Below are 25,002 nucleotides of genomic sequence, written 5' to 3' on the forward strand. Positions count from 1 at the left end.
ACTCCTTCTGATTGATCGAATTAGCTTAACGCGGAATCACGCAGAGCCAAGGCCCAGCACGTCGCGCATCGAATAGAGGCCGGCCTTCTTGTCGCGCGCCCAGAGCGCTGCCTTGACCGCCCCGCGCGCGAAAATGGCGCGGTCCTCGGCGTGGTGCGAGAGCGTGATGCGCTCGCCGGGGCCGGCCAGGATGACGGAATGGTCGCCGACGACCGAGCCGCCGCGCAGCGTGGCGAAGCCGACCGTGCCGGACTGACGCGCGCCTGTGTGGCCGTCGCGCACGCGCACGCTGTTGTCGGCAAGTGCAATGGCGCGACCCCGTGCGGCGGCTTCACCGAGCAGCAGGGCGGTGCCCGAGGGGGCGTCGACCTTGTGCTTGTGGTGCATTTCGAGGATTTCGATGTCGAAATCCTCGGGATCTAGGGACTTTGCGGCCTGTTCGACCAGCACGGCGAGCAGGTTGACGCCGAGGCTCATATTGCCGGACTTGACGATGGTCGCATGGCGGGCGGCGGCCGCGATCTTCGCGTCGTCCGCGGCCGAGCAGCCGGTGGTGCCGATGACATGCACGATGCGCGCCTGCGCGGCATAGCCTGCGAACTCGGTCGTGGCGGCAGGCACGGTGAAATCCAGTACGCCGTCGGCCTTGGCGAAGGCGGGCAGGGGATCGTCCGTGATCGTCACGCCGATCGGCCCGAGGCCGGCAAGCTCGCCCACATCGCGGCCGATGTCGCTTGAGCCCTTGCGCTCGATAGCGGCGGCGACTTTCGCGCCGGGAATGGAGGCGATGGCGCGGACCAGCGTCAGGCCCATGCGGCCGGCTGCGCCGACGACAACAAGACCCATATCGGCAGGCTGCTCGCTCATAACTTGTTCCTTCGTAGCGATCAGTTGCGCCAGCGGCGGCCGGCGGTCTCGACGCCGAAGGCATGGGGCTCTCGGGCATAGGTCGCGAGGCCGGCAAGTGCGCCGAGCGGATCGGTAATCACATAGATCGGTATGTCGGCCATCCACTCGCTGTGCGGGGCCTTGTCGTTGAAGGCGGCGCGGAAGTTGCCAGCCTTCAGCGCCGGGATGATCCTCTGGGCGATACCGCCAGCCAGATAGACACCGCCCTGCGCCTTGAACACCAGTGCCACGTCGCCGGCGGTGCGCCCGAGGCAGGTGACGAAGAGCGACAGCGCCTCCTGTGCGACCACATCCGTTCCATCCAGCGCCGCCTTGGTGATTTCGGCGGGGGTTGTGAAGACGGGGGACTTCGCGTCGGCGGCGGCGATGGCGCGATAGGTATTGACCAGCCCACGGCCGGACAGGATTTGCTCGCCCGAGACGCGGCCCTCCAGCGGCTCGATATGCGGCCAGACCTGATAGTCGCGCGGCGTGCGCGGGCCGATGTCCATGTGCCCGCCTTCGCCGGGAACCGGTATCCACTTGCCGTCTGACTTGATCAGACCGGCGACGCCGAGGCCGGTGCCGGGGCCAAGCACGGCGCGACCGGCATGCGGCAGCGCGTCCGCGCCGCCGATCTTCTCGACATGGTGGTCGCCGAGCGCCACCACGGCGAGCGCCTGCGCCTCGAAATCGTTCAGCAGCATGATGTCGGTCAGGCCGACCGTCGCGGCCATGCCCTTCGGCTTGACGACCCATGGGCAGTTGGTGAGCGGGATTTCGTCGCCGATGACCGGGCCGGCGAGCGCGAGCAGGGCCGAGCGCGGCTGAATTTTCAGCCGCTCGATCACCGCAACGCGGATGGCGTCGTCGATGGTCGGGAAGTCGGCGGTGTGGACGATCTGCGGTTCGCCGGTTGCGGCGCCGGCATGCTCGACGACGGCGAAGCGCGCGTTCGTGCCGCCGATGTCGCCGACGAGGATCGGGAACTCGAACGCTTCCGCTGACCCACCTGAGACGGTCGCTGCGTCGCCAGTCATGCTATTTCCGTCCCCCTTTGCGGTCGGCCGCGCGGCCCTTGATGTGTAGCGCCAGCATTTCGCCGGTCGCCTTGTTCAACGCCATCGGGATATCATAGACAATCGCCAGCCGCATCAGCGCCTTGACGTCGACATCATGCGGGAGTGGCGTCAGCGGATCGACGAAGAAGATCACCGCGTCGATCCTGCCTTCCGAGATCAGCGCGCCGATCTGTTGGTCGCCGCCGAGCGGACCGCTTTTCAGTCGCTTCAGGTCGAGTTCGGGACAGGCGTCGAGGACGCGCTGGCCCGTCGTTCCGGTGGCCACCAGCGAACAGGCGGCGAGCCAGGGACGATGCGCGACCGCAAAGGCCACCATCTCGTCCTTCTTCTCGTCATGCGCGATCAGCGCCAGCCTGAACTTTTCGGCCATGCCCGCTTGCCCGTTGTCTTGCCATCCGGCGAACCGGCAGAGCTATAGGCAGGTTTGCGCGGGGAAGGAAGAGCCGCGATCAAGCGGCGGTGAACGGTCGCGACCGGGCGTGATGTGGAAAAAAACCCGACTTGCTGTACAATAGTGGTAGTGCAGGTCGCGGGTTGCGTGACCCGTCATGCACATTGGCCGCGACCGGACTGGATCCAGGGAGGAAATGGCCATGAGCTTTCATGTCATCTCGGGCGCAGCCGAGACGGTCGACCATGTCGGCGTGCGCAAGATTGGTGTCAACGACCTCTTTGACGCCTTGCGGAAGGGTCTGGCGGACTTCATGGCGAAGCCGTCCCACATCGTGTTCATCATCGTGATGTATCCGATCATCGGCGTTTTCCTGGCGGCCTGGACGTCGGCGAACGAACACATGCTGCCGTTGCTTTTTCCGCTCATGTCGGGCTTTGCGCTGATCGGGCCATTCGCCGCGCTTGGCCTCTATGAAATCAGCCGCAGGCGGGAGCAGGGGATCGATGCATCGTGGTCGCATGCCCTCGACATCAGGCATTCGCCGGCGCTGCCCTCCATAGCTGCGGTCGGTGCGATGCTTGTGGCGATATTCATAGTCTGGCTGCTCGTCGCCCAGTCGCTTTACGTCCACGCGTTCGGTCCGACGCCTCCTGCAACACTGTCGGGTTTCATGCGCGATATATTCACCACCGAAAGCGGCCGTATGCTGCTCGTGGCCGGCAATCTCGCCGGACTGGGCTTCGCGGTGCTGGTCCTTTGCACCACCGTCATCGCATTCCCCCTGCTGCTGGACCGTGATGTCGGGGCCTACGAGGCCATTCACGCCTCGGTGCGCGCCGTGGCCCTCAACCCTGTGCCGATGGCGGCGTGGGGACTGATTGTCGCTTTCCTTCTTGTGCTAGGATCCTTGCCGCTGTTTGCGGGGCTGGTCGTGGTCCTGCCGATCCTCGGACATGCGACCTGGCACCTCTACCGCAGGGTGATCGAACCAGCCCGTGGACAGATCACCAGCGGGCCTAACTCGTAACGACGAACTGCTCGGTCGACACCGGCGACGCATTCTGGTTGGATGCGCATCCCTGACGGGCGCTGGCATTCACCGCGCCCGATGCGGACAGGAGAGAATGGAATGAGGAAGTTTGCGTTGGCGGGCGTCCTGCTTTTTGCAGCGATTCCAGCCCAGGCCGATCCGGCCTATGTCATCACCAACATGAGCTGCAGCAAGGTCCAGGCCGCCGTGCAGGCGAAGGGATCGGTCATCCTGCGCTGGACCGGCAAGAGCGGCCTTCCGCTCTATTCGCGCTACGTGTCGGACAGGCGCTACTGCCAGCCGGGCTACATCGTCAACTTCGCCAACGTGCCGGCCGCGGACAAATCCTGCGTTGTCAAGAAATGCGTATTGAAAGTGCCCAACCGACGCTGACCTCCACACCTGAATTATCCGGTGAGAAATTGGCTCGGTAGCGCTACCAACGCTGCTTGCGCAACGATCCTGCCTTCGGTAGGGTCGCGCCGACGGCGTTGGGAGGAAACGATGCCGCGCAACGCTCATTTGGAGGAGAGTTACTCTCATGAACAGACGTGAGTTTTTGGTGTCGTCGGTGGCTGTCGGCGCGTTGGCGCTGGGAGCGCCAGTCGCGTTCGCACAGGACAAGCTGACCGTTCTGGGCTCTGTGCCGAGCCTCAGCTTCCCGTTCTTCGTGCACATGCTGAACCAGATCAAGGTCGAGGCCGAGGCGCAGGGCGTCAACCTGACGGAGAGCGACGGGCAGAATTCCGCTCCGAAGCAGACGGCAGACGTCGAGGCCGCGATCGTCCAGAAGGTCAATGCGATCGTTATCTCGCCGCTTGACGTGAATGCGCTCGCTCCTGCCGTCGAGCAGGCCGTGCAGGCCGGCATCCCGGTCGTCACCATCGACCGTCGCGTCGACGGCGTCGAGGGCATCCTGGCCCATGTTGGTGCGGACAACGTCAAGGGCGGCGAGGCCGAGGCACAGGCCATGGTCGACGCGTTCCCGAATGGCGCGAAGATCTTCCACCTGCAGGGTCAGCCGGGCGCAGGCCCCGCCATCGACCGCAACCAGGGCGTCCACAATGTCCTCGACCCGATCAAGGACAAGTACCAGATCGTCTTCGAGCAGACCGCCAACTTCGCTCGCGCCGAAGCCCTTTCGGTCACCGAGGCCGGCCTTGCCGCCAACGGCAAGCCGGACGCCATCATCTGCGCCAATGACGACATGGCGCTCGGCGCGATGGAAGCTTGCGCGGCTCGCGGCTTCAACGACGTCAAGATCTACGGCTTCGACGCGCTGCCCGAGGCACTCGCGGCGGTTCGTGACGGCAAGCTGGCCGGCACGGTCGAGCAGTTCCCCGGCGAGCAGTCTCGCACGGCGGTTCGCATTGCCGTGGCCTATGCCAAGGACAAGACCGAGCCCGCCGAGAAGGTCGTGCTGCTGACCCCGATCGTCATCGGCAAGGACAATCTCGACAAGGCCGAGCGTCTGGGCGAGGCTGGCTAAGCCTCAGGCTCGAAACAACTGATGGCCGACCTGCTTGCGGGCCGGCCGTCGTTCCGATGATTTCTGACGAAGCAGCAGGGAACGTCACGTGTCTCCAGCGCTGGCCGCAAAGGCCCCGGCCAACGATGTGCTGCTTGCCGTAGAGGGCGTAAGCAAGCAGTTTTCTGGCGTCATGGCCCTGAACGACGTGTCGCTGAATGTGCGGCGCGGCGAGATTCTCGGTTTGCTCGGCGAGAATGGCGCGGGCAAGTCCACGCTGCTGAAAATCCTGTCGGGGGTCCAGCCGCCGTCGAGTGGCAATATCGTCTTTGATGGTGCCGAATTCATGCCTGCCAGCCCGGAAGAATCCAAGCGGCTCGGCATCGTCACCATCTACCAGGAACTCAGCCTGATCCCGACCCTGACGGTCGCGGAAAACATCTTCATCGGCCGCGCGCCGCTCGGGCCGCTCGGTCTGCTGAGCTGGCGCAGGATGATCGAGGATTCGCGCCAGATCATCGCCCGCGTCGGGCTGACGGTCGATCCGCGCACGCCGGTCTCGTCGCTGTCGGTGGCTGAGCAGCAACTGGTCGAGATCGCGCGTGCGCTCTCGCTGGAAAGCCGTCTTATCATCATGGACGAACCGACCTCGGCGCTGACGGAAGCCGAGGTGCAGCGCCTGCTGTCGATCATGGACAGGCTGCGCCAGGACGGCGTCGCCATCATGTTCGTCACGCACCGCCTCGAGGAGGCGTCACATATCTGCGACCGCATGACGGTGCTGCGCGACGGCCGGCTCGCCGGCCATCTTGAGCGCGAAGAAGGCAAGCCGATCGAGATCCCGAAGATCATCGAGAAAATGGTCGGCCGCGCTGCTTCCGAGCTCTACGCACGGCCCGGAGAACGCCACAAAGCAGGCGAGGTCGTGCTCTCGGTCAAGGGACTTCGCACCGTCCGCGATCCCGAAGCGCCGCACGCAATTGTGCTCGAAGGGGTCGATCTCGACCTCAAGGCTGGCGAGATTCTCGGCGTCGCCGGACTGGTTGGCTCCGGCCGCACCGAGCTTGCGCGCGCCATCTTCGGCGCCGACAGGATCGCGGCAGGAACGGTCACGCTGAACGGCAAGCCGATCGCGCCGCAATCGCCGGCCGACGCCATCGCGCTCGGCATCGGTCTTGTGCCCGAGGACAGAAAGCACCAGGCGATTTTCGCAGCACTCGGCATCCTCACCAATTTTTCGGTCGCCTCGCTCGACCGCTTCAGCGGCGGACTCGGCTTCATGGCCGAACGCCGCGAGCGCGACGCTCTGGCCGAATACCGCAAGATGCTGTCGATCCGCATGGCCTCGCCCGAGCAGGCGATCGAGGGCCTTTCGGGCGGCAACCAGCAGAAAGTCATTCTCGCGCGCTGGCTGGCGCGAGACCCGAAAGTGCTGATCGTCGACGAGCCGACGCGCGGCGTTGATGTCGGCGCGAAGGCGGAGGTCCACCAGATCCTGGCGCAATTGGCCGAGCGCGGCATCGCCGTCATGGTGATCTCTTCGGAACTGCCGGAGGTGCTGGCCGTATCCGACAGGATCGTCACCATGCGGCGTGGCAGGATCACAGGGGAAATGCCGGCGCATGAGGCAACGGAGGAAAAGCTGATGGAGCTCATGGCGCTCGACAGGCAAAAGCATGTTTCCTGAAAGTGGTCCCCGGTTTCAGGATAAAGACATGCTCAAGATCAATATGCGGAGGGCGCAATGAGCAGCACGGTCGAACAGGGCGGGCGCGGTGGCGTCGATACGGCCAGGCTCCTCGTCAGCTTCGGGCCGCTGATCTTCCTCGCGGCGCTGATGATCGTCTTCACGATCATGAGCCCCAACTTCATCGATCCGCTGAACCTCTTCAACATCATGCGGCAGGTGTCGATTACCGGCCTGATCGCGCTCGGCATGACCTTCGTCATCCTGACTGCCGGCATCGACCTGTCCGTCGGCTCCATGCTGGCGCTGTGCGGCATGGTCGCGGCGGTTGTGGCCAAGGGCGGTGCGGCGAACACCCTGTCTTTGTCGGCGGCGGGTGGCAGCGGCTATGGCTGGTTTGCCGCCCTTCTGGCCGCCGTGGCGGTGGGCGCGTTGGCCGGCTTCATCCAGGGCATGACGATCACGCGGCTGAAGGTGCCGCCCTTCGTCGTAACGCTCGGCGGCCTCACCATATTCCGCGGCCTGACGCTGACCATTTCCAACGGCGGCCCGATCTCGGGCTTCGATTCCTCGATGCGCTGGTTCGGCAACGGCCTGGTCGGCCCCGTTCCGGTGCCGGTCATCATCTTCGTCATCGCCGCAGTTCTTTGCCATATCGTGCTGCGCTACACGCGCTATGGACGCGCGGTTTATGCTGTCGGCGGCAATGCGGAAGCGGCGCGGCTCTCGGGACTGCGCGTCGACCGCATCCTCGTGTCGGTTTATGTGATCGTTGGCTTCTTCGCTGGACTAGCGGCCTTCGTCCTCTCGGCGCGCCTCAACTCGGCTGAGGCAGTTGCCGGCATCGGCTATGAGCTGACAGTCATCTCGGCCGTTGTCATCGGCGGCACGTCACTGTTCGGCGGCATTGGCAGTGTCGGCGGGACCGTGGTGGGTGCGGCGCTGATTGGCGTTTTGCAGAACGGCCTGCAGTTCAACAACGTGTCGTCCTACACGCAGTCGATCGTCATCGGCCTGATCCTGATTCTCGCCGTTGCGTTCGACCGCTTCCTGAAGTCGCGGGTGAGACGGTAGGCCTTACGCGGCTTGCTCATAGTCCCTGAGCGCGGTCGAAAGTTGCATCGCGAACCGCGCCGACGCCACCGGCAGTGTGCGGCCGCGCATCTGGCCGAGGATGAGGTTGCCTGCCGGCAGGTCGCGCTCGGATATCGGTCGGTAGACGACTGACCTGTCGTCGATTGCGCGCAGTCCGATCGGTATCTGGAAGCCGATGACGTTCTCGTGCAGGACGTAATGCCGGATCATCTCGAAGCTTTCGGTTTCAACCACGGGCGAGACGCGGCGCGTGCCGCGACGGGCAGCGAAGTCGAGAAGGTGCCGGACGCCATATTGGGCCGAAGGCGCGACATGCGACGTGTCGAGGCAGTCGCGCAGCCTGATCTCCGACTTGCGCGCCAGCGGATGGTCGGCCCGCATCACTACGTTGACTGCTTGCGGGATGACGTGCACCACCTCGAAATCGACGAGATAGACCGGCTCGAACACCAGTGCGAGATCGCTCGAATAGGACGCCAGTTCCTGCTCGGCCTGTGAGCGGTCGCGCACGTTGACCGAGAACGTGACGCCGGGGTGTTCGGCCCGATAGCGCGCGATCTCGCGCGGAAGGAAATAGGGCAGCAGCGCCTGAGAACAGGCGATGGAGACGTGGCCGCGCCGCTCGCCCGACAGGTCCGCGACCTGTCCCTGCACCCGCGAGAGGTCGGACAGCGTGGCGCGATAGTGATGTAGCACCAGTTCGCCCGCCGGATTGAGCCGCACACCGCCGGACCCACGCTCGAAAATCTCGGCCCCGAACTCGTCCTCGAAGCGGTTTATGCGCCGGTTGAGCGCCGACGCGGTGATGTTCATGTCTTCCGCCGCCCGGCGCATGGAGCCGGCGCGCGCCACTGCTTCGATAAGCCGGAATGTCTGCAGATGCTTCATGGACAAATCTCCAAGTGGTGCATTTTTTGCACCGCATTGGTGAAATCATAGCAATTTTCGCGAACGGGAAAAGCTGCAAGCTTCGGAGTGTGTCGGCAGCCGACACCTCCATCCAGGGCGCACATGACGATCCAAGACCTTCCCTTCACGCTCGGTTCCCTGCGGCAGGCCTTTTCACAGGGCACGCGGCCGGAAGAGGTGATCGAGGAAGCCTTTCGCCGCCTGAAAGCAGTCGCTGATCCCGGCATCTTCATCCATCAGGCGCGTGAGGCCGCGCTTGCGCAGGCGAAAGCGCTCGGCAAACCCGACGGACGTCCGTTCTGGGGCATCCCCTTCGCCGTCAAGGACAACATTGATGTCGCCGGCATGCCGACGACGGCGGCCTGCCCGGATTTTTCCTACAACCCTAAGGGCGACTCCTTCGTCGTCGAGCGCTTGAAGCAGGCCGGCGCGATCTGCCTCGGCAAGACCAATCTCGACCAGTTCGCGACCGGACTCGTCGGCGTGCGCACGCCCTATCCGGTGCCGCGCAATGCGCTCGATCCGGAGATCGTTCCGGGCGGTTCGTCGTCGGGATCGGCGGTGGCCGTGGCGCGCGCTATCGCGGCGTTTTCGCTCGGTACTGACACGGCAGGATCGGGGCGCGTGCCGGCAGCACTGAATGGCATCGTCGGCCTGAAACCCACGTTGGGTAGCCTTTCGACAAGCGGCGTCTTGCCGGCATGCCGGACGCTCGACACTATTTCGATTTTCGCGATGACTGTCGCCGACGCGTGGGAGGTCTACGCGACCTCTGCCGCTTACGATCCGGCCGACGCCTATGCGCGAAAACTGTCGGAGCCGCGCCTGTCGCCGATGCCGCCCGACCTGCGCATCGGAGTCCCCAACAAGGCGACGCTGAAGACGTTCGGCGACACGGCGCAGCTTGCTGATTTCCGTGCGACCCTGGTGCGGCTGCAGGCCAACGGCGCGTCGATCGTCGAACTGGATTTCGAACCGTTCTACGCGGTCGCGCGCATGCTCTATGAGGGCGCCTGGGTTGCGGAGCGCGTCGCGGCTGTCGGCAAGCGGTTGACGAAAGCGCCGGGTACGATCCATGCGACCACGCGCTATATCCTTGAGCCCGGCCTGAAGCTCAGCGCGGTGGATGCGTTCCAGGGCATGTACCGGCTAAAGGAGCTGCAGCGCGTCTGCGATGAAGCGCTGGCCTCGGTCGATGCGCTCTGCGTGCCGACAGTCCCGACCTTCGTGACGATCACCGAGATCGCAGCCGACCCGATCGGACCCAACGCACTGCTCGGCACCTACACCAATTTCGTCAATCTGCTCGACATGTGCGGGATCGCTGTCCCAACCGGCGCTCGCGCCGACGGCCGGCCAGGAAGCGCCACCTTCCTGGCGGCCGCCGGTCGTGATGGGCTATGCGCCGCGCTTGGCGCGTCCGTCGAGGCCGGCAGGCTTGGCGCGACGAACTGGCCGCGTCCATCGACGCAACCTGCAACGGCTGAGGCGGGGGCCGACGAAATCGCCATCGCAGTCTGCGGAGCGCATATGTCGGGCCTGCCGCTCAACCGCGAGCTTACCTCGCGCGGCGCACGCTTCCTGCGCGCCTGCCGCACCGCGCCGGCCTATGGCCTGCATGCGTTGGCGGGGGGGCCGCCGCAGCGGCCGGGTCTCGTCCGGCGCAGTGTAGGCGGTGCTGCGGTTGCGCTCGAGGTCTGGGCCCTGCCCAAGGCGCAGTTCGGCGATTTTATCGCGGGCGTTCCCTCGCCACTTTGCATCGGCAGCGTCGCGCTCGAGGACGATACGCTGGTCAAGGGCTTCCTGTGCGAGAGCCAGGGCCTGACGGGCGCGGCTGACATCACCACCTTCGGCGGCTGGCGCGCCTATCTCGATAGCCTGAACCGCAAGGAGGCTGTCGCCCGTGCGGTCTAGCGAACTCCTTCCGATGCGCCTCGACTGCCTATTTGGCGGGCTTCTCGCATGCGCCGCCGCACCAGCGGCAAAGGCCGCATTCAGCGGAATCCCAAGCTTAACAAATCCTTACAACACGGACTTTGCGAACCACGGGAGATGGCACGGGCTTTGCCTCCTCCTGGAAGAACCGGAACTCAACCCTAGCCGCTGGAGCCTCCCATGTTGAAGTATTCGCTGAACAGACGTTCCCTCCTCAAGGCTGGCGCTGCCGGCCTCGCAGCCTCGACCCTGCCGTTCGGGCTGGCGCGCGCGCAGAACCCGATCGTGCTCGGCGCGGTCTATGTCGGCCCGCGCGACGACTTCGGGTGGAGTCAGGCGCATGCCGTCGCCATGGACGTGCTCAAGCAGGTGCCGGGCGTGACGGTCATCGAGGAAGAGAACGTGCCGGAGACGGACGCGGCCTCCAAGTCGATGGAATCGATGATCAACCTCGATGGCGCGAACCTCGTTCTCGCGACGTCCTTCGGCTACTACAATCCCTTCGTCCTCGAGATGGCGAAGAAGTATCCGGACGTACAGTTTCGCCATGCCGCGCCGCTGTGGAAGGAAGGCGATCCGACCAACGCCGGCAGCTATTTCTGCTACCTGAACCAGGCGCATTTCGTGAACGGCGTCGCCGCCGGCCTGTCGACGACTTCCAACAAGATCGGCTTCGTCGCAGCCAAGCCCATCCCGTCCGTGCTGTCGAACGTCAACTCGGCGCTGCTGGGGGCGCGGAGCGTCAACCCGAACGCCACCGTGCAGGTTATCTTCACCGGCGAGTGGTCGATGCCGGTCCGCGAGGCCGAGGCCGCCAACGCGCTTATCGACGCGGGCGCTGACGTCATCACCTGCCATGTGGACGGCCCGAAGGTCGTCATCGAGACGGCGGAATCGCGCGGCGTGAAGAGTTGCGGCCACAACGCCAGCCAGGCGCCGCTCGCGCCGAAGGGCTTCATCACCGGCGCCGAGTACAAGTGGGAGACGATCTACAAGATCTACGCCGACCTGCTCGCCAAGGGAGAGGCGCTACCGAACTTCATCGCCGGCGGCTACCACAACGACATGATCCGCAACACGCCTTACGGCGCCGGCGCGACGCCGGAGGCGATCAAGGCCGCCGACGCGGCGATCGAAGGGCTCAAGGCCGGCAAGCCGATCTATGTCGGTCCGCTCAAGGACAACACCGGCAAGGTCGTGATCGAGGGCACCAAGGACAACTACGATCCCGAACTCGACGGCATGGGCTTCCTGCTCGAAGGCGTGCAGGGCTCCATCACCTGATCATCGACAGGGGCGGCGGCATTTGTCGTCGCCCTTGTATCTGCGACCGAAAAAAGGGGTTCGGGGATGTGCATGGTCGGACAAATTCATAGCGGAGGCGCACGATGAGCGCGGTCGTCGCATCTCCTTCGATCGAAAGCGCGGGCCTCAGCCCTCGCACGATCCGCATGATCGAGGCCATCCTGATCCCCGTCGGCGCGCTGCTCGTATCGGCCGTGCTGTTCTCGATCTTCCTGCTCCTGCTCGGCAAGTCGCCGATCACCTTCTTCAGCCTGATCTGGACGGGCGGCTTCGGCAGTTCCTTCTCGATCCAGAATTCGCTGCAGCGCGCGGCGCCTCTCATCCTCACCGGCCTCGCCTTCGCGGTACCGGCGCGCATCGGCCTGACGCTGCTGGGAGCCGAGGGGGCGTTGGTGCTCGGTGGCTTCTGCTCGGCGGCTATCGCCATCCCGCTGGTCACCAACGGCTGGCCGGCGTTCATCGGCCTGCCGATCATGGCGATTGTCGCGATGGCGGTGGGCGGCTTCTGGATCGGTCTTGCTGGCTGGCTGCGCCACTATCGCGGGGTCAACGAGACGATCTCCTCGCTGCTATTGGGCTACATCGCCATCGCGATCATGAACTTCTTCGTCGAAGGCCTGCTTCGCGATCCCGCTTCGGCGAACAAGCCTTCCACCATGCCCATCGGCGACGCCTACCGGATAGGCTCCATACCCGGCACGTCAGTGCACTGGGGATTTGCGGCGGGGCTAGTTCTCGCAGCGGCGCTCTACATCCTGATGTCGCGCACGACCTTCGGCTTCGCAGCGCGGATGACCGGCGGCAACGTCCGCGCCGCGCAGGCGCAGGGCTTGCCGGTCGGCATGCTCGTCGTCGCCTGCTGCGTCATCGCCGGCGCATGCGCCGGTCTCGCGGGCTTTTTCGAGGTCGCCGCCATTCACGGCCAGGCCAACGCCTCGCTTGTTGCAGGTTACGGCTTCACCGGCATCCTCGTCGCCTTCCTGGCGCGTCAGAATCCGCTGGCGATCGTTCCGGTCGCTATCCTCTTCGGCGCTCTCGACGCGGCGGGCGGCCTGGTCCAGCGCCGCATGGGCATGCCTGATGCGACGGTTCTCGTGCTGCAAGGCATCATCTTCGTGGTGCTGCTGGTCAGCGAGACCTTCTACGGCCGCATTCCCTTCCTGCAACCGAAACGCTCGGGAGGCCGCACATGAGCGGGTCCGAATTCTTCGTCGTGCTGATCGCCATGGTCGGCGGCGCGATCCGTGTCTCCACGCCGTTCATGTTCGTCGCGCTCGGCGAAACGATCACGGAAAAGTCGGGCCGCATCAATCTCGGGCTCGAGGGCAATCTCGTGCTGGGCGCAATGGTCGCCTACGCCGGTTCCTACACCACGGGTAGTCCCTGGATCGGCGTGCTCATGGCTGGCATGTCCGGCCTCATCCTCGGCGCGATGCACGGCTATATCTGCAAGCTGCCGAGAGTGAACGACATCGCGGTCGGCATCGCCTTCATGAGCTTCGGCACCGGTCTCGCCTTCTTCTTCGGCAAGCCGTTCATCCAGCCATCCGCGCCACGCCTCGAGGCGATCCCGCTCGGCAACTGGAGCAGCAATCCGCAGGTCGCTGCTGCCCTGCAGGTCAATCCGCTCTTCTTCGTCGGCATAGCACTTGCCGTGTTCCTCTGGTGGGCGCTCGCCAACACGCGCTGGGGCCTGATCCTGCGCATGACCGGCGACAGCGCGGCCTCGGCGCGCGCCATGGGCGTTTCCGTCGATCTCGTCAGGCTGCTTGCAACCTCCGCAGGTGGCTTCCTCGCTGGGGTGGGGGGCGCGTTCCTGTCGCTCTATTATCCGGGAAGCTGGAACGAGGGCCTGTCGTCTGGGCAGGGCCTGATGGCCGTCGCGCTCGTGATCTTCGCGCGATGGGATCCGCTGCGCTGCGTGCTGGCGGCACTGCTCTTCGGCGCCGCCGGCGCGCTCGGCCCGGCGCTCCAATCCATCGGCGTCAGCCAGGGGTACTACTTCTTCAACGCGGCCCCCTACATCCTGACCCTTTTCATCATGATCGCCTCCGCCCGTTCGAAGAGTGCCGCGCGCGACGCGCCCGGCGAACTCTCGATCGTGAAGTGAGGTGCCCACTATGAGGTTGCAGATGACACTCGTCGACGAACGCATCGAAGCCGCGATGGTACCGTACGCCGTAAACGTGGCTTCCGATCCCTATCCCTGGCCCTTCGACGGCGATTTCGGCCCGCACAACACCTGCCTGGTGGTCATCGACATGCAGACCGATTTCTGCGCGCCGGGCGGCTATGTCGACTCGATGGGCTACGACATCTCGCTGACGCGCGGACCAATCGGACCGATCCAGTCCGTACTGGCCGCGATGCGGGCCAAGGGCTATCCGATCATCCATACCCGCGAAGGCCACAAGCCGGATCTTTCCGATCTGCCGCCCAACAAGCGATGGCGGTCGCAGCGCATCGGTGCCGGCATCGGCGACCAGGGGCCGTGCGGACGCATCCTTGTACGCGGCGAACCGGGCTGGGAGATCATCCCCGAACTTCAGCCGGAGCCGGGCGAGGCGATCATAGACAAGCCAGGGAAGGGCACCTTCATCGCCACCGATTTCGAACTGGTGCTGCGAATGAAGAACATCCGCAACATCGTTTTCACCGGCGTCACCACGGACGTGTGCGTCCACACCACCATGCGCGACGCCAACGACCGCGGCTATGAATGCCTGCTGCTGGAAGATTGCTGCGCGGCCACGAAGGTTGAGAACCATCTAGCCGCCATCGACATGATCAAGATGCAGGGCGGCGTGTTCGGCGCGGTCGCGACATCCGCCGCATTCCTGGAGGCGCTGCCATGAATATCGCAACGCAGATCGCCGCCGAGGCCCTGCCGAAGCGGGCGCCCTCGCTCGAAACGATCGGCATGACCAAGATCTTCGGGCCGCTGGTTGCGCTGGACGACGTCTCGATCAAGGTCGAGTCGGGTTCGTTCCATGCCCTGCTCGGCGAGAACGGAGCGGGCAAGTCGACCCTCGTCAAATGCATCATGGGTTTCTACAACGCTGACAAGGGTTCCGTCATTCTCGACGGCCAGGAAGCGGAGATCAAAAGCCCGCGCGATGCCCGCGACCTCGGCATCGGCATGGTCTACCAGCACTTCACGCTGGTGCCCTGCCTGACGGCGGCGGAGAACCTCGTCATCTCGCGTGCGGACGCGCCAGCGATCATCGACTGGAAGGCGGAAAAGCCGAAGCTTGAGGCGTTCATGGACCGCATGCCGTTTCGCGTGCGGCTGAACGAGCAGGTATCGTCGCTTTCGGCGGGTGAAAAGCAGAAGCTCGAAATCCTCAAACAGCTCTATCTCGAGCAGCGTTTTCTCATCCTCGACGAGCCCACATCGGTGCTGACTCCCGGCGAGGCCGACGAGGTGCTTGGCCTGCTGGGCGAGATGGCCAGGCGCGGCGAGGTCACCGTGCTGATGATCAGCCACAAGTTCCGCGAGGTGAAGGCCTTCTGCGACTCCTTCACCGTGCTGCGGCGTGGCCGCATGACTGGCTCCGGCGATGCGCAGGAGGCCAGCGTCGAGGAGATGAGCCGCATGATGATCGGCGATACCGAGATTCGCGAACGCGCCGAGCGGCGCAAGCACAACGACGCCAAGGCCGTGCTCGATCTCGCTGGCCTCTCGGCGCTCGACGGTGAGGGCAGGCCGGTCGTCAAGACCTTGAATCTGAAAGTGAAAGCAGGCGAGATCGTCGGTATCGCCGGCGTCTCCGGTAACGGCCAGAGCGCGCTGGTCGAGGTGTTGGCCGGGCAGCGCGACCTTGCCGACGGCGCCATATCCATCAACGGAAAACCCTTCGAGCCCAAGCGCGCGGACTTTGACCGCTTCAAGGTTTTCGGCCTGCCGGAAGAGCCGCTGAAGAACGCCACGGTGCCGCGCATGAGCGTGGCCGAAAACATCGCCTTCCGCTCTTACGACAAGCCGCCGATCTCCAGCCTCGGCTGGTGGATGTCGCCGGGTCCAATGCGCAAGAAGGCCGAGGAGCTCATCGCGCGCTATCGTGTCAAGACGACCTCGCCGGACTCGCCCATCGAGGCGCTCTCGGGTGGCAACGTGCAGCGCGCGGTGCTGGCGCGCGAACTGTCCGGCGATGTCGATGTGCTGATCGTCGCCAATCCCTGCTTCGGCCTCGACTTTGCATCGGTCGCGGAAATCCGCAGCCAGATCATGGACCAGCGCAACCGCGGCGCGGCGGTCCTGCTGGTCAGCGAAGACCTGGACGAGATCCTCGAGCTTTCCGACCGCGTCGCGGTCATGTCGGGCGGCACGATCGACTACGTGTCACCGATCGAGGACACCGACCGGAACACGATCGGCCAGCACATGGCGGGGCACTGATCATGCCGTTCACTGTTCCAGCCCGTCCCTACGACTTCGTCCTCGATCCCCGGCGCACGGCGCTCGTCGTCATCGACATGCAGCGCGATTTCATCGAGCCCGGCGGCTTCGGCGATACGCTCGGCAACGACGTGTCGCGGCTGACTGCTATCGTCCCAACCGTCGCGGGCCTGATTGCGCTTTTCCGCGCCAACCGTCTGCCTGTTGTCCATACTCGCGAGGCGCACCAGCCCGATCTTTCGGACTGCCCGCCCGCCAAGCGCCTGCGCGGTAAGCCAGGCCTCAGGATCGGCGATACCGGTGCGATGGGCCGTATCCTGATCGCAGGCGAACCGGGCAACCAGATCCTGCCCGAGCTTGCGCCGGTGGAAGGCGAAATCGTCATCGACAAGCCGGGCAAGGGCATGTTCTGGGCGACAGGGCTGCACGAGCGACTGCAGGCCATCGGCATCGAACAACTGGCTTTCGCCGGGGTGACGACCGAAGTCTGCGTACAGACATCGATGCGCGAGGCGAACGATCGCGGCTACGAATGCCTGCTGATCGAGGACGCCACCGAAAGCTATTTCCCGGAGTTCAAGGCTGCGGCAATCGAGATGATCGTCGCGCAGGGCGCCATCGTCGGCTGGTCGACACCGCTTGCCACGCTCGAGCGCGCCTTCGCGGAGGCGATGGTCGATGGCTGAGGAGGGCAGGGCGTAGTGGACGGGCAGGGGAGCCCAGCCGTTCCATGCTGATCGACGATCCGCAGGTGCTGGCCGAAATCACGGCAGTCTTCGATGCTTACGAGAAGGCCCTGCTGGACAACGACTCCGCAACACTCAACGCGATGTTTTTGCATTCCGATCTCGTCGTTCGCTACGGCGTTTCGGAAGTGCAGTATGGCATCGATGAGGTGCGCCGGTTCCGCTCAGCGCAGCAGCCTTTCGAGCGCTCTCTGTCGCGCACGGTCATCACGACCTATGGAACCGACATGGCGATCGCCTCGACGCTCTTCCATCGGCCGGATTTTCCCGACCAGGTCGGCCGCCAGATGCAGACCTGGGTTCGTACAGACGTCGGCTGGCGCGTCGCTGCCGCCCACGTGAGCATGATGGACGAGCCTTGAGTTCTGACGCGGTCAGATTTCAGCTTCCAGAGAATCGAATGCCTGGTTGAGCACTTCCACGATCGGGCGCTTGCCGCCCTCCCGGCCAAAGGCTTCGGTTGCGAGGCGTATTGCGCCGATCCCCAACAAGGCGACGAGCCTGAGACCGGCTTCGCGCTGAGGGCTGGGCCAACGTTCGCGCAACGTCGCGAACACCGCCTTTTCCTGCTCGACATAGCTCGCCTGCTTGCGAGCCTGCACGGCAGGACTTGAGCGCATCAGGCGGTCGATGACGATCATGTCGTCGGGCGGCACGAGAGCACAGACCTTCACCACGGCATGTCGGATCGCTTCGAGCGGCCGCATCTCCGGCGGTGCCTCCCGCAGCGCCGCGACGAGCATGTCTCCGACGCCGCTTTGCAGGGACAGCAGGATATCGTCCTTGGATTTGAAATAGTAGAAGAACGTCCGCCGCGAGATGCCGGCAGCCGCCGCGATGTCGTCGAGTGTCGTCGCCTCGTAGCCGTTCTCGATGAAAAGGCGGATGCCGGCATCCGTAATGCGCTGCAGCGTCTCGCGCCGCTTCCGTTCCCGCACGCCTTCGCGGGGCACATCGGGGCCGACGTTCTTGTTCATCGGACATCTCTTGAAAATTACACTGAGTGTAATAATATATTACACCAAGTGCGGAATTTTGGGAAGTCAGGACGGTCATGGCGAAGTGGACGGCATCGAACATTCCCCCGCAGAAGGGGCGCAGCGCAGTGGTCACCGGCACAGGCGGTCTCGGGTTCGAGGATGCGCTGGCCCTTGCGAGGGCAGGGTGTGAGCTGATCGTCGCGGGCCGCAACGCCCAGAAAGGGGCCGCCGCGATCTCGAAAATCCGGAGTGAGATTCCCGCCGCGAATGTCCGGTTCGAGCAGCTCGACCTCGCAAGTCTTGAATCGGTGGCGGATTTCTCGGCGCGGCTGCGCAGCCAGAGGGACAGCCTCGACCTGCTGATCAACAATGCCGGCGTCATGGTACCGCCCAGTCGGCAGGAAACGGCCGACGGCTTCGAACTCCAGCTCGGCACGAACTATCTCGGGCATTTCGCGCTCACAGGGCTGCTCATGCCACTGCTACGCAACGGGAGACATGCGCGGGTGGTCACATTGTCCAGTATCGCCGCGCGAGACGGCGCGCTCAACTTCGACGACCTGAACGCAGAAAAAAGCTATCGGCCGATGACGGTCTACAGCCAGTCCAAGCTCGCCTGCCTGATGTTTGCGTTCGAGTTGCAGCGCCGAAGCGATGCTGCTGGATGGGGTGTTTCCAGCATCGCCGCGCATCCGGGCATAGCGCGCACCGATCTTCTGCACAATGCGCCAGGTCGTCGGAGCGCGCATGGGATAGCGCGCACCTTCCTGTGGTTCCTGTTCCAGCCGGCTTGGCAAGGTGCGTTGCCCACGCTTTTTGCAGCGACATCGCGCGATGCAAAAGGCGGCGGCTACTACGGCCCGGACAGGTTGAGTGAGGCGCGGGGTTTTCCGGCCGAGGCGAAGATCCCGGCGCAGGCACTGGATTCAGTTACTTGGGTCCGACTATGGGACGTATCGCAGGAGTTTACCGGGGTGGTCTTCTAGCCTGGGGCAGCTGACGTGGCCGGCCTACCCCTGTGCACGCCGCTCCAGCACGGGCACGCACACGTCGAGGTCATGTGTGGCGAGGTGAGAATAGCGCATGGTCATCTGCAACGTCTGGTGGCCGAGCCACATCTGCACCCGCCTGATGTCGATGCCGCCACGCACCAGCCGCGACGCGCAGGTGTGGCGCAGGCAATGAGGCACGAGTTCGTCGTCGGTGGCGAGCCCAATCTCGGCCTTCGCCTGATGCCAGACGGCGCGGAACTGATATTGCTTGACGCGCGCGAACGGTCCAGGTCCCGCCCTTTCCGCGGCGGCGATCGCCTCTCTCGCGCGCTTCGTCAAAGGCACGGAGCGGCTGCGGCCGGATTTGGTCAACCAGAACGAGACGGCGCCGTGGTTGATGTCGTTCCAACGCAGGCCAATCGCCTCGCCGAGCCGGCAACCTGTGTCGACCAGGAATACCGCAAGTCTGTGATATTCCTCGGAATGGCTGAGAATCTGCTTGAACAGACGATCTTCCTCGTCGGGCTCGAGGAAACGAATCCGTCCGCTCCGCTCTTTCTGGCGGCGGAATTCAGGCAGGCTGTGGATGTCCCCCATCTTGCACGCCTTGCGCAGAAGCTTGCTCAGGGCCGCGAGCTTGCGGTTGATCGTTGCATTGCTGTTCCCGCCCTTCCGTAAAACTTCGATAATCCCGTCAAGCGTGTCCTGGCTGAATATGCTGAACCTGTGGTTGTGGAGGATCTCGTCCATTTCACCGAGGAAAGACTTCACGTTTTCCTTGTGGCGGCCGTCCTCCCAGAGGGAAGGGCCGTATTTTACGAACAGCTCAGAGACGGTGAATGTCGCGACTTCCCGCAGGAGTCGTGGCGCGCCAATCGAATAGGTAAAGTCTTGAGCGTCCGTCGACGGGTCGGCATCCCAACCCGGTCCGGTCCAGCTTGGCATCGTGTTCCCTGAAGCCCGCGCCCTCATGATACAACCTGAGGTCGTATTTTGCAGAATATGCAACCTGATTTTTCATCTGGTCTGTCATAGTCGGCCTCTGAGGCGTCGGTTCATGGTGTAATTGTTGCAGAAATGGCACAGCCCGCGCTTCGGAAAGCGCGGGCTGCCTGACCTAGGTCAGATAATTGTCACCGGGATCAGGAACCCCAGTTGTACTGGAAGCGAACCTTGCCGCCCCAGGCGTCTGAGTCATCAAGATCGAAGTTGTCCGTGTAGGACACTTCCGGCGTGATCTTGAAGCCGTTGACGAGTTCGTAGTCGACGTTGGCGACGGCTGCGAAGTTCTCGATGTCGTCATAGGAAAGCTGGACGTTGAAGGCAGCCTTCTCGCTGAACTTCCAGGTGCCACCGCCCCACAGAGCCCAGGATCCGCCCCACTGGCCGTAGTAGTTCAAGACATCGTCGTCATCCTTCAGACCGCCCATGATGAACAGCGAGAGAGCATCGCCAACGTTGAAGTCGGCGCGGATCTTTCCGGCCCAGGTCTCCCAGACGGAGTCGTAGCCGACGACACCGCTGATGCCGCCCCAGCCAGCCGTGTAGCCGACACCGCCGACCACATGCGGGATGTAGGAGTCGATGGCGTAGAGGTCACCCTGGACGATGCTGTTGATGACGTTGAGCTGATATACCTGAGCCGCAGTGTATGGGCCAGGGCCGAACAGCGCGGATGCAGGAATGAACCCGTCAGAGCCACTGCCCGTTTCAAGAGCGATACCGGCCGTGAAGCCGTTGCCGCCCGTGAACGTGTAGGACATCTGGTGGGTGCCGAACGGACCGTAGGAGATCAGGTCGTCGCTCATCACCCCACCGGCATAGCCGGTAAAGGTCGAGAAGTACGAGTCGGTCTTGCCGGCGCGGAAGCCGCCGAGCTCGATGTAGGCGTGTTCGATATCGACTTCGGATCCGGCCGTAGTGGACCAGCCGGGAAAGCCGAGGATGCTCGGATCAACGTTGATGCCAAGAACCGAAAGGCCGTCGGTAGCCGTCGAGTAGTTGAAGTTCACTTGGGCATAGGCGCGCAGGGTGCCGAGTTCGGTCTCCTGACGAGCGTCCACGCGCAGGGCGAAGCGGGCCTGCTTGTAGTAGGTGTCGTTGGTATCCCCTAGGTAGACCGGATAAGAACCTGAGCCGTCGGGAAATGGTACAAATCCGATCAAGTCATCAGCGTTGCCGGAAGCGACGGCGTTGTACAAATATTCCTTGTCAAAGACATATTCCTGACCGCGTGCACCGATGCCGACGTCATAGCGCATGTAGCCGGAGAACTTCAGGCAGGTTTCGGTACCGGGGATGTAGTAGAAGCCGGCGCCGTAGGTGTCGCAGATGCGAACGTATTCCATGGGTTCCGGCTCGGCGATCACCACCGCATCGGCAGCGCGCGCACCGGAGACTGCGACGAGAGCCGCAGCGGAGCCGAGAAGCAGGCTCTTGATGTTCATTTTCTGACCTCCAGTCTAAAAATGGAGGTCGATCAGACCGCAAGCGTCATTCGGTCAGAAAAAGTGTTTTAGGTCAGATGGTTGGTGGATTTTCGGCAGCAACCGCACCGCAGGGCGCAACCGGTTCACGCCTCAATTCTGGAACGGAAGTTCCGCGTCCAGAGGGAAGCAAAATCAGAAACTGTCAGCGCCCGACGATACTCTATTCGGTATCCGCGAGATCGCCGAGCGCGTCGATAAGCGGCTGGATCTTGTCGCCATATTTCTTCCATCGCTTGACGGACGACTTGTAGATCGGCTGGCGCACCTGCCAGCGGCTGTGCGTCGTGACCGTCCGCTCGTTCTCGTAGAATCGCAGGCAGGCGTCGTCCCATGGCAGTCCGAGGAAATCGATCAGTCGCCGAGTCTCGCCTTCCTGGTAGGCAATCATCGTTTCGTAGTTGCACTCGTAGATCTTGCCCGGCAGCAGCGCGTTCCAGTGTTGCATCAGCCGGTGGTACTCGCGGTAGTAGAGACCCAGCGTGGTGAAATCAGCGTTGTAGGTATGCCTGTCATTGAATGAGTTCATGAAACAGGAGATGCAATTGTCGATCGGATCGCGCGTACAGTGGATAATCTTTGCATTGGGCCACAGCAGGGCGATCATGCCAATGTACTGAAAATTGTGTGGCATCTTGTTGACGATGCGCTGGGCATCCGGAGACAACGCTCGGATGAAGTTCAGGTACTCCGTAGCCAGCTTTTTCACCTCTTCGCCGGCCAGTTCCTGCGGAGGTTTCTGGATCTTCCCGCTCGGCGACTGCGCATAGCCTGAAAGTCCGAGTACGGAGCCAAGTTTGGCGATTTCACCCGCGCCGAACACGGCGGGATGGCTGGCACAAATCTGCTCTGCCAGCGTCGTGCCGGAGCGGGGCATCCCGAGGACAAACACCGGTAGTTCGGAGGGATCGCCCAATCCCGCCTTGGATGAAATCAGTGACGGAGTGAAACTATGAACGAGCGTATCGACGCGCCGGCGGAACGCGTCGATGTCATACACTGCGGGATTCTTGCTTTCCCGGAAATGGTCGATCGCCTCCTCGTAACGGCCGATATCATTGCAGATTTTGCCGGCAGCCACATGCAGGTTCATGCGGTCACGGTCTGCAAGGCCGGGCGTTCGAAGCACGGCACGGATTGCCGCAAGGTCGGCAGGCTCTTCGGTGAATTTCTGCGAATCAGCGAGCAACCGGTAGCAGGAAGCAATCATAACCCCCTGCGCGATGTTTCTGCGGAGGATTTCCTCCGCATCTTTCATCCTGCCGAGGCCGATCAATGCAATGGCCTGATCGAGCGTCATGCTGGCCCAACGCACCCCCGCCTTCCTACCTTTTTCGATAGTCGCCAAGGACGCGTCGCCCTTTCCGGCCTGATGATAAACCCTGCCAAGCGCCGCGAGTGCGTGGGACATAGTGGGCCTCAAGGTGAGCACGTGCTCCAGATGCACGATGGCATCTTCGTACTCGGCAGATTTCTCGCAGGCTTCCGCCAGCAATATGCGGGCCTCCACCGAGGCGGGCGCACGCTTTACCGCCTTCTCGAAAAGGTCGACTGCGAGAGCCTTGTCGTCGACTCCCAAGGCCATCGAGCCGCCCATCAGCAGCGCCTGGAGATTGCCGGGATCGCGCGCCAGGACGGAGACGCAGAGCCTTTCGGCCTGCTTCAGGTCGCCCCTCTCGAAATGCGCCTTGGCCAGACGCAGGTCGTGCTCGATGCCGGCTTGAGCCTGCGCAGGAGCTTTGGCTGACCGACGGACGGCAACGCCCTGCGCGGCAGGTTTCAAGTGTCTCGCGAAAGCAGGCGGAAGTTTGCGCATGCGGAAAACCTATCGATTGGTACTGCCGGCTCGCCCAGACATACGAAGCGAACTCCGGTCCGGAAGATAAGGCATGGCGGAGAGGATGGGATTCGAACCCACGAGAAGCTTTCACCTCTACGCCCTTAGCAGGGGCGCGCCTTCGACCACTCGGCCACCTCTCCGTCGCCGGGGTGGATAAAGAAAACGCGGGGCACAATCAACTACGCATTCTTTGTATTATAGGGGCGGCGCAAAAAAGGGCGGGACAAGCTCACCGAATGGCAGCCGATTCGATTCCCGAATCGGACAAACCGCGGAATTCCAGGCTTCCAGGCGTATCGACCTTCAACGTGATAGGGCCTGGAAGGGCTCATGGTTAACCAAGTCTTTCGGAGGTGGGCCAAATCGTGTCATTTGTGCAACAGGCCGTTCGGATAGCGGACGGACGAGGGCAAAGATGGCCACATCTTGGTTGAACGACGGCGCACCATCGGTAATGTCGACGTCGAAGAAGCAGCGCGGTGCGCGTGTTTTTTCGGAATTGGGGATGGGGCAGGGAAAGCTGTCCTTCAGCAAAAATACCCAGACCCGTTTATTAACTTTTGACTGGAGGTCAGAAAATGAACATCAAGAGCCTGCTTCTCGGCTCCGCTGCGGCTCTCGTCGCAGTCTCCGGTGCGCGCGCTGCCGATGCGGTGGTGATCGCCGAGCCGGAACCCATGGAATACGTTCGCATCTGCGACACCTACGGCGCCGGCTTCTACTACATCCCCGGAACCGAAACCTGCCTGAAGTTCTCCGGCTACATGCGCTATGACGTCGGCATCGGCAATCGCGGCCTGCTGGATGTGTACGACAAGGAAGAATGGACAGTCGATGAAGGTGACGACGATTACAACGACACCTATTTCAAGCGCGCCCGCTTCCAGCTTCGTGTGGATGCCCGTCAGGAGACCGAACTGGGCACCCTGCGCGCCTATGCGGCGATCAACTTCAACTACGACACCACCACGAACGGCTATGTTTACGACTACGTCACGTATCCGGGCTATGCGTTTACGACTTCCGAAAACCTTATGGTTATGGAGCACGCCTATCTCGAGCTCGGCGGCTTCCGGGCTGGTGTAACCGACTCATATTTCTCGACCTTCACCGGCTATTCGTCGGGTGTGATGAACGACGGTATCGTTCCCTACGGTCCGTTCCAGACGCATCAGTTGTCCTACACCTTCACGGGCGGCAACGGCTTCACGGCTGGTATCGCGCTTGAGACCGGCAAGGGTGGTGCCATCGACTATTACGGCACTGGACAATACACCTATGACATCTATGCCATCGACAGCTATATGCCGCATGTCGTCGGCGGTGTCGGCTACACGGCCGGCTGGGGTGGCGTCAGCGGTGTCGTCGGCTACGACTCGGTATGGGAAGTTTGGTCTGCCAAGGGCCGCGTCGACTTGAACGTCGGCGACGCTCTGACCCTCTTCGTGATGGGCGGCTGGGCTGACAAGGACGACTACTACTATGGTAGCCCGTCGACACTTTATCAGCCGAACTACTACGCCCAGTGGGGTGGTGATTGGGCTGTCTGGGGCGGTGGCGCCTGGAAGTTCAACGAGAAGGCTACGTTCAACTTCGAAATCGGCTATGACGATGCTGAAAACTTCTCGGCTGTCGCCAACGTCGCCTACGAGCTTGTCCCGGGCTTCACGGTTACGCCTGAAGTTATCTACACCGACAACTTCGACACCGATCCGGATGACAACTGGGGTGGTTACTTCCGCCTGCAGTACAACTGGGGTTCCTGA

General features: G+C 63.2%; 23 protein-coding genes, 1 tRNA gene and 1 pseudogene. 15 read left to right on the plus strand and 10 right to left on the minus strand.

Translation table 11 applies throughout. The features are described 5' to 3' along the window. Positions 1-36: 36 nt before the first annotated feature. From dapB to ABMA32_RS16015, 3 genes are read right to left on the minus strand one after another with little or no spacing between them, the layout of a single operon-like run. The gene (gene dapB, locus ABMA32_RS16005; protein ID WP_349014820.1) at positions 37-867 is read right to left on the minus strand and encodes a 4-hydroxy-tetrahydrodipicolinate reductase; all 831 of its coding nucleotides are present in this window, start codon (positions 865-867) and stop codon (positions 37-39) included. Between the two features lie 20 nt (positions 868-887). Continuing rightward, entirely contained in the window at positions 888-1,928 is a 1,041-nt protein-coding gene (locus ABMA32_RS16010) for a glucokinase (protein ID WP_349014821.1), read from the minus strand. 1 nt (position 1,929) lies between these two features. Continuing rightward, the gene (locus ABMA32_RS16015) at positions 1,930-2,340 is read right to left on the minus strand and encodes a methylglyoxal synthase (RefSeq protein ID WP_349014822.1); all 411 of its coding nucleotides are present in this window, start codon (positions 2,338-2,340) and stop codon (positions 1,930-1,932) included. 223 nt (positions 2,341-2,563) lie between these two features. Between ABMA32_RS16015 and ABMA32_RS16020 the strand changes: the two genes are divergently transcribed. The 5 genes from ABMA32_RS16020 (at position 2,564) to ABMA32_RS16040 (ending at position 7,623) form a co-directional block, all read left to right on the plus strand. Continuing rightward, positions 2,564-3,391: a DUF2189 domain-containing protein gene (locus ABMA32_RS16020; protein WP_349014823.1), complete on the plus strand. Its 828-nt coding sequence runs from the start codon at positions 2,564-2,566 to the stop codon at positions 3,389-3,391. 102 nt (positions 3,392-3,493) lie between these two features. Then, positions 3,494-3,787: a hypothetical protein gene (locus ABMA32_RS16025; RefSeq protein WP_349014824.1), complete on the plus strand. Its 294-nt coding sequence runs from the start codon at positions 3,494-3,496 to the stop codon at positions 3,785-3,787. A 148-nt stretch (positions 3,788-3,935) separates the two neighbouring features. Beyond that, positions 3,936-4,883: a substrate-binding domain-containing protein gene (locus ABMA32_RS16030; protein WP_349014825.1), complete on the plus strand. Its 948-nt coding sequence runs from the start codon at positions 3,936-3,938 to the stop codon at positions 4,881-4,883. A 172-nt stretch (positions 4,884-5,055) separates the two neighbouring features. Then, the gene (locus ABMA32_RS16035) at positions 5,056-6,549 is read left to right on the plus strand and encodes a sugar ABC transporter ATP-binding protein (protein ID WP_349015457.1); all 1,494 of its coding nucleotides are present in this window, start codon (positions 5,056-5,058) and stop codon (positions 6,547-6,549) included. 57 nt (positions 6,550-6,606) lie between these two features. Then, the gene (locus ABMA32_RS16040) at positions 6,607-7,623 is read left to right on the plus strand and encodes an ABC transporter permease (RefSeq protein WP_292773899.1); all 1,017 of its coding nucleotides are present in this window, start codon (positions 6,607-6,609) and stop codon (positions 7,621-7,623) included. Positions 7,624-7,626: 3 nt separating this feature from the next. Here the strand turns inward: ABMA32_RS16040 and ABMA32_RS16045 are convergent, their stop codons facing one another. Then, positions 7,627-8,532 (minus strand): LysR family transcriptional regulator, encoded by a 906-nt coding sequence (locus ABMA32_RS16045; RefSeq protein WP_349014826.1) that lies wholly within the window; start codon positions 8,530-8,532, stop codon positions 7,627-7,629. 123 nt (positions 8,533-8,655) lie between these two features. Here ABMA32_RS16045 and atzF point away from each other — a divergent pair, with 123 nt between their 5' ends. From atzF to hpxZ, 8 genes are all read left to right on the plus strand, one after another. Next, on the plus strand, positions 8,656-10,467 hold the full coding sequence (gene atzF / locus ABMA32_RS16050; protein WP_349014827.1) for an allophanate hydrolase: 1,812 nt from the start codon (positions 8,656-8,658) through the stop codon (positions 10,465-10,467). A gap of 201 nt (positions 10,468-10,668) precedes the next feature. After that, positions 10,669-11,772 carry a BMP family ABC transporter substrate-binding protein gene (locus ABMA32_RS16055; protein ID WP_349014828.1) on the plus strand — a complete coding sequence of 368 codons (1,104 nt, stop codon included), beginning with the start codon at positions 10,669-10,671 and terminating at the stop codon, positions 11,770-11,772. 104 nt (positions 11,773-11,876) lie between these two features. Further along, entirely contained in the window at positions 11,877-12,986 is a 1,110-nt protein-coding gene (locus tag ABMA32_RS16060) for an ABC transporter permease (protein ID WP_349014829.1), read from the plus strand. Then, positions 12,983-13,903 carry an ABC transporter permease gene (locus ABMA32_RS16065; RefSeq protein ID WP_349014830.1) on the plus strand — a complete coding sequence of 307 codons (921 nt, stop codon included), beginning with the start codon at positions 12,983-12,985 and terminating at the stop codon, positions 13,901-13,903. Before ABMA32_RS16060 ends, ABMA32_RS16065 begins: the two co-directional genes overlap by 4 nt. 22 nt (positions 13,904-13,925) lie before the next feature. Next, a complete protein-coding gene (gene biuH, locus ABMA32_RS16070) occupies positions 13,926-14,648 on the plus strand; it encodes a biuret amidohydrolase (RefSeq protein ID WP_349014831.1) in 723 nt (240 codons plus the stop codon). After that, positions 14,645-16,192: an ABC transporter ATP-binding protein gene (locus tag ABMA32_RS16075; RefSeq protein WP_349014832.1), complete on the plus strand. Its 1,548-nt coding sequence runs from the start codon at positions 14,645-14,647 to the stop codon at positions 16,190-16,192. Before biuH ends, ABMA32_RS16075 begins: the two co-directional genes overlap by 4 nt. A gap of 2 nt (positions 16,193-16,194) precedes the next feature. Continuing rightward, positions 16,195-16,878 (plus strand): cysteine hydrolase family protein, encoded by a 684-nt coding sequence (locus ABMA32_RS16080; protein WP_349014833.1) that lies wholly within the window; start codon positions 16,195-16,197, stop codon positions 16,876-16,878. 44 nt (positions 16,879-16,922) lie between these two features. After that, complete coding sequence (gene hpxZ, locus ABMA32_RS16085; RefSeq protein ID WP_349014834.1) at positions 16,923-17,300, plus strand: oxalurate catabolism protein HpxZ; 378 nt, start codon at positions 16,923-16,925, stop codon at positions 17,298-17,300. 12 nt (positions 17,301-17,312) lie between these two features. Here hpxZ and ABMA32_RS16090 read toward each other — a convergent pair whose 3' ends face one another. After that, the gene (locus ABMA32_RS16090; RefSeq protein WP_349014835.1) at positions 17,313-17,915 is read right to left on the minus strand and encodes a TetR/AcrR family transcriptional regulator; all 603 of its coding nucleotides are present in this window, start codon (positions 17,913-17,915) and stop codon (positions 17,313-17,315) included. A gap of 77 nt (positions 17,916-17,992) precedes the next feature. Here ABMA32_RS16090 and ABMA32_RS16095 point away from each other — a divergent pair, with 77 nt between their 5' ends. Continuing rightward, the gene (locus tag ABMA32_RS16095; protein WP_349014836.1) at positions 17,993-18,904 is read left to right on the plus strand and encodes an SDR family oxidoreductase; all 912 of its coding nucleotides are present in this window, start codon (positions 17,993-17,995) and stop codon (positions 18,902-18,904) included. Positions 18,905-18,928: 24 nt separating this feature from the next. Here the strand turns inward: ABMA32_RS16095 and ABMA32_RS16100 are convergent, their stop codons facing one another. The 5 genes and pseudogenes from ABMA32_RS16100 to ABMA32_RS16120 form a co-directional block, all read right to left on the minus strand. Next, positions 18,929-19,855 carry a tyrosine-type recombinase/integrase gene (locus ABMA32_RS16100; protein ID WP_349014837.1) on the minus strand — a complete coding sequence of 309 codons (927 nt, stop codon included), beginning with the start codon at positions 19,853-19,855 and terminating at the stop codon, positions 18,929-18,931. 197 nt (positions 19,856-20,052) lie between these two features. Next, the gene (locus tag ABMA32_RS16105; protein ID WP_349014838.1) at positions 20,053-21,357 is read right to left on the minus strand and encodes a porin; all 1,305 of its coding nucleotides are present in this window, start codon (positions 21,355-21,357) and stop codon (positions 20,053-20,055) included. A 202-nt stretch (positions 21,358-21,559) separates the two neighbouring features. After that, positions 21,560-22,891, minus strand: coding sequence for a tetratricopeptide repeat-containing sulfotransferase family protein (locus tag ABMA32_RS16110; protein ID WP_349014839.1), 1,332 nt, complete (start codon positions 22,889-22,891; stop codon positions 21,560-21,562). Between the two features lie 12 nt (positions 22,892-22,903). Beyond that, positions 22,904-23,212 (minus strand): annotated as a pseudogene (locus tag ABMA32_RS24335) (tetratricopeptide repeat protein); the annotation flags it as partial. Between the two features lie 74 nt (positions 23,213-23,286). After that, positions 23,287-23,376 (minus strand) — tRNA-Ser (locus tag ABMA32_RS16120). A gap of 438 nt (positions 23,377-23,814) precedes the next feature. On the opposite strand from ABMA32_RS16120, the gene ABMA32_RS16125 reads away from it, so the two are divergent. Next, the gene (locus tag ABMA32_RS16125) at positions 23,815-25,002 is read left to right on the plus strand and encodes a porin (protein ID WP_349014841.1); all 1,188 of its coding nucleotides are present in this window, start codon (positions 23,815-23,817) and stop codon (positions 25,000-25,002) included.

This window comes from Mesorhizobium quangtriensis (assembly GCF_040081925.1).
Taxonomy (GTDB): Bacteria; Pseudomonadota; Alphaproteobacteria; order Rhizobiales; family Rhizobiaceae; genus Mesorhizobium_K; species Mesorhizobium_K quangtriensis.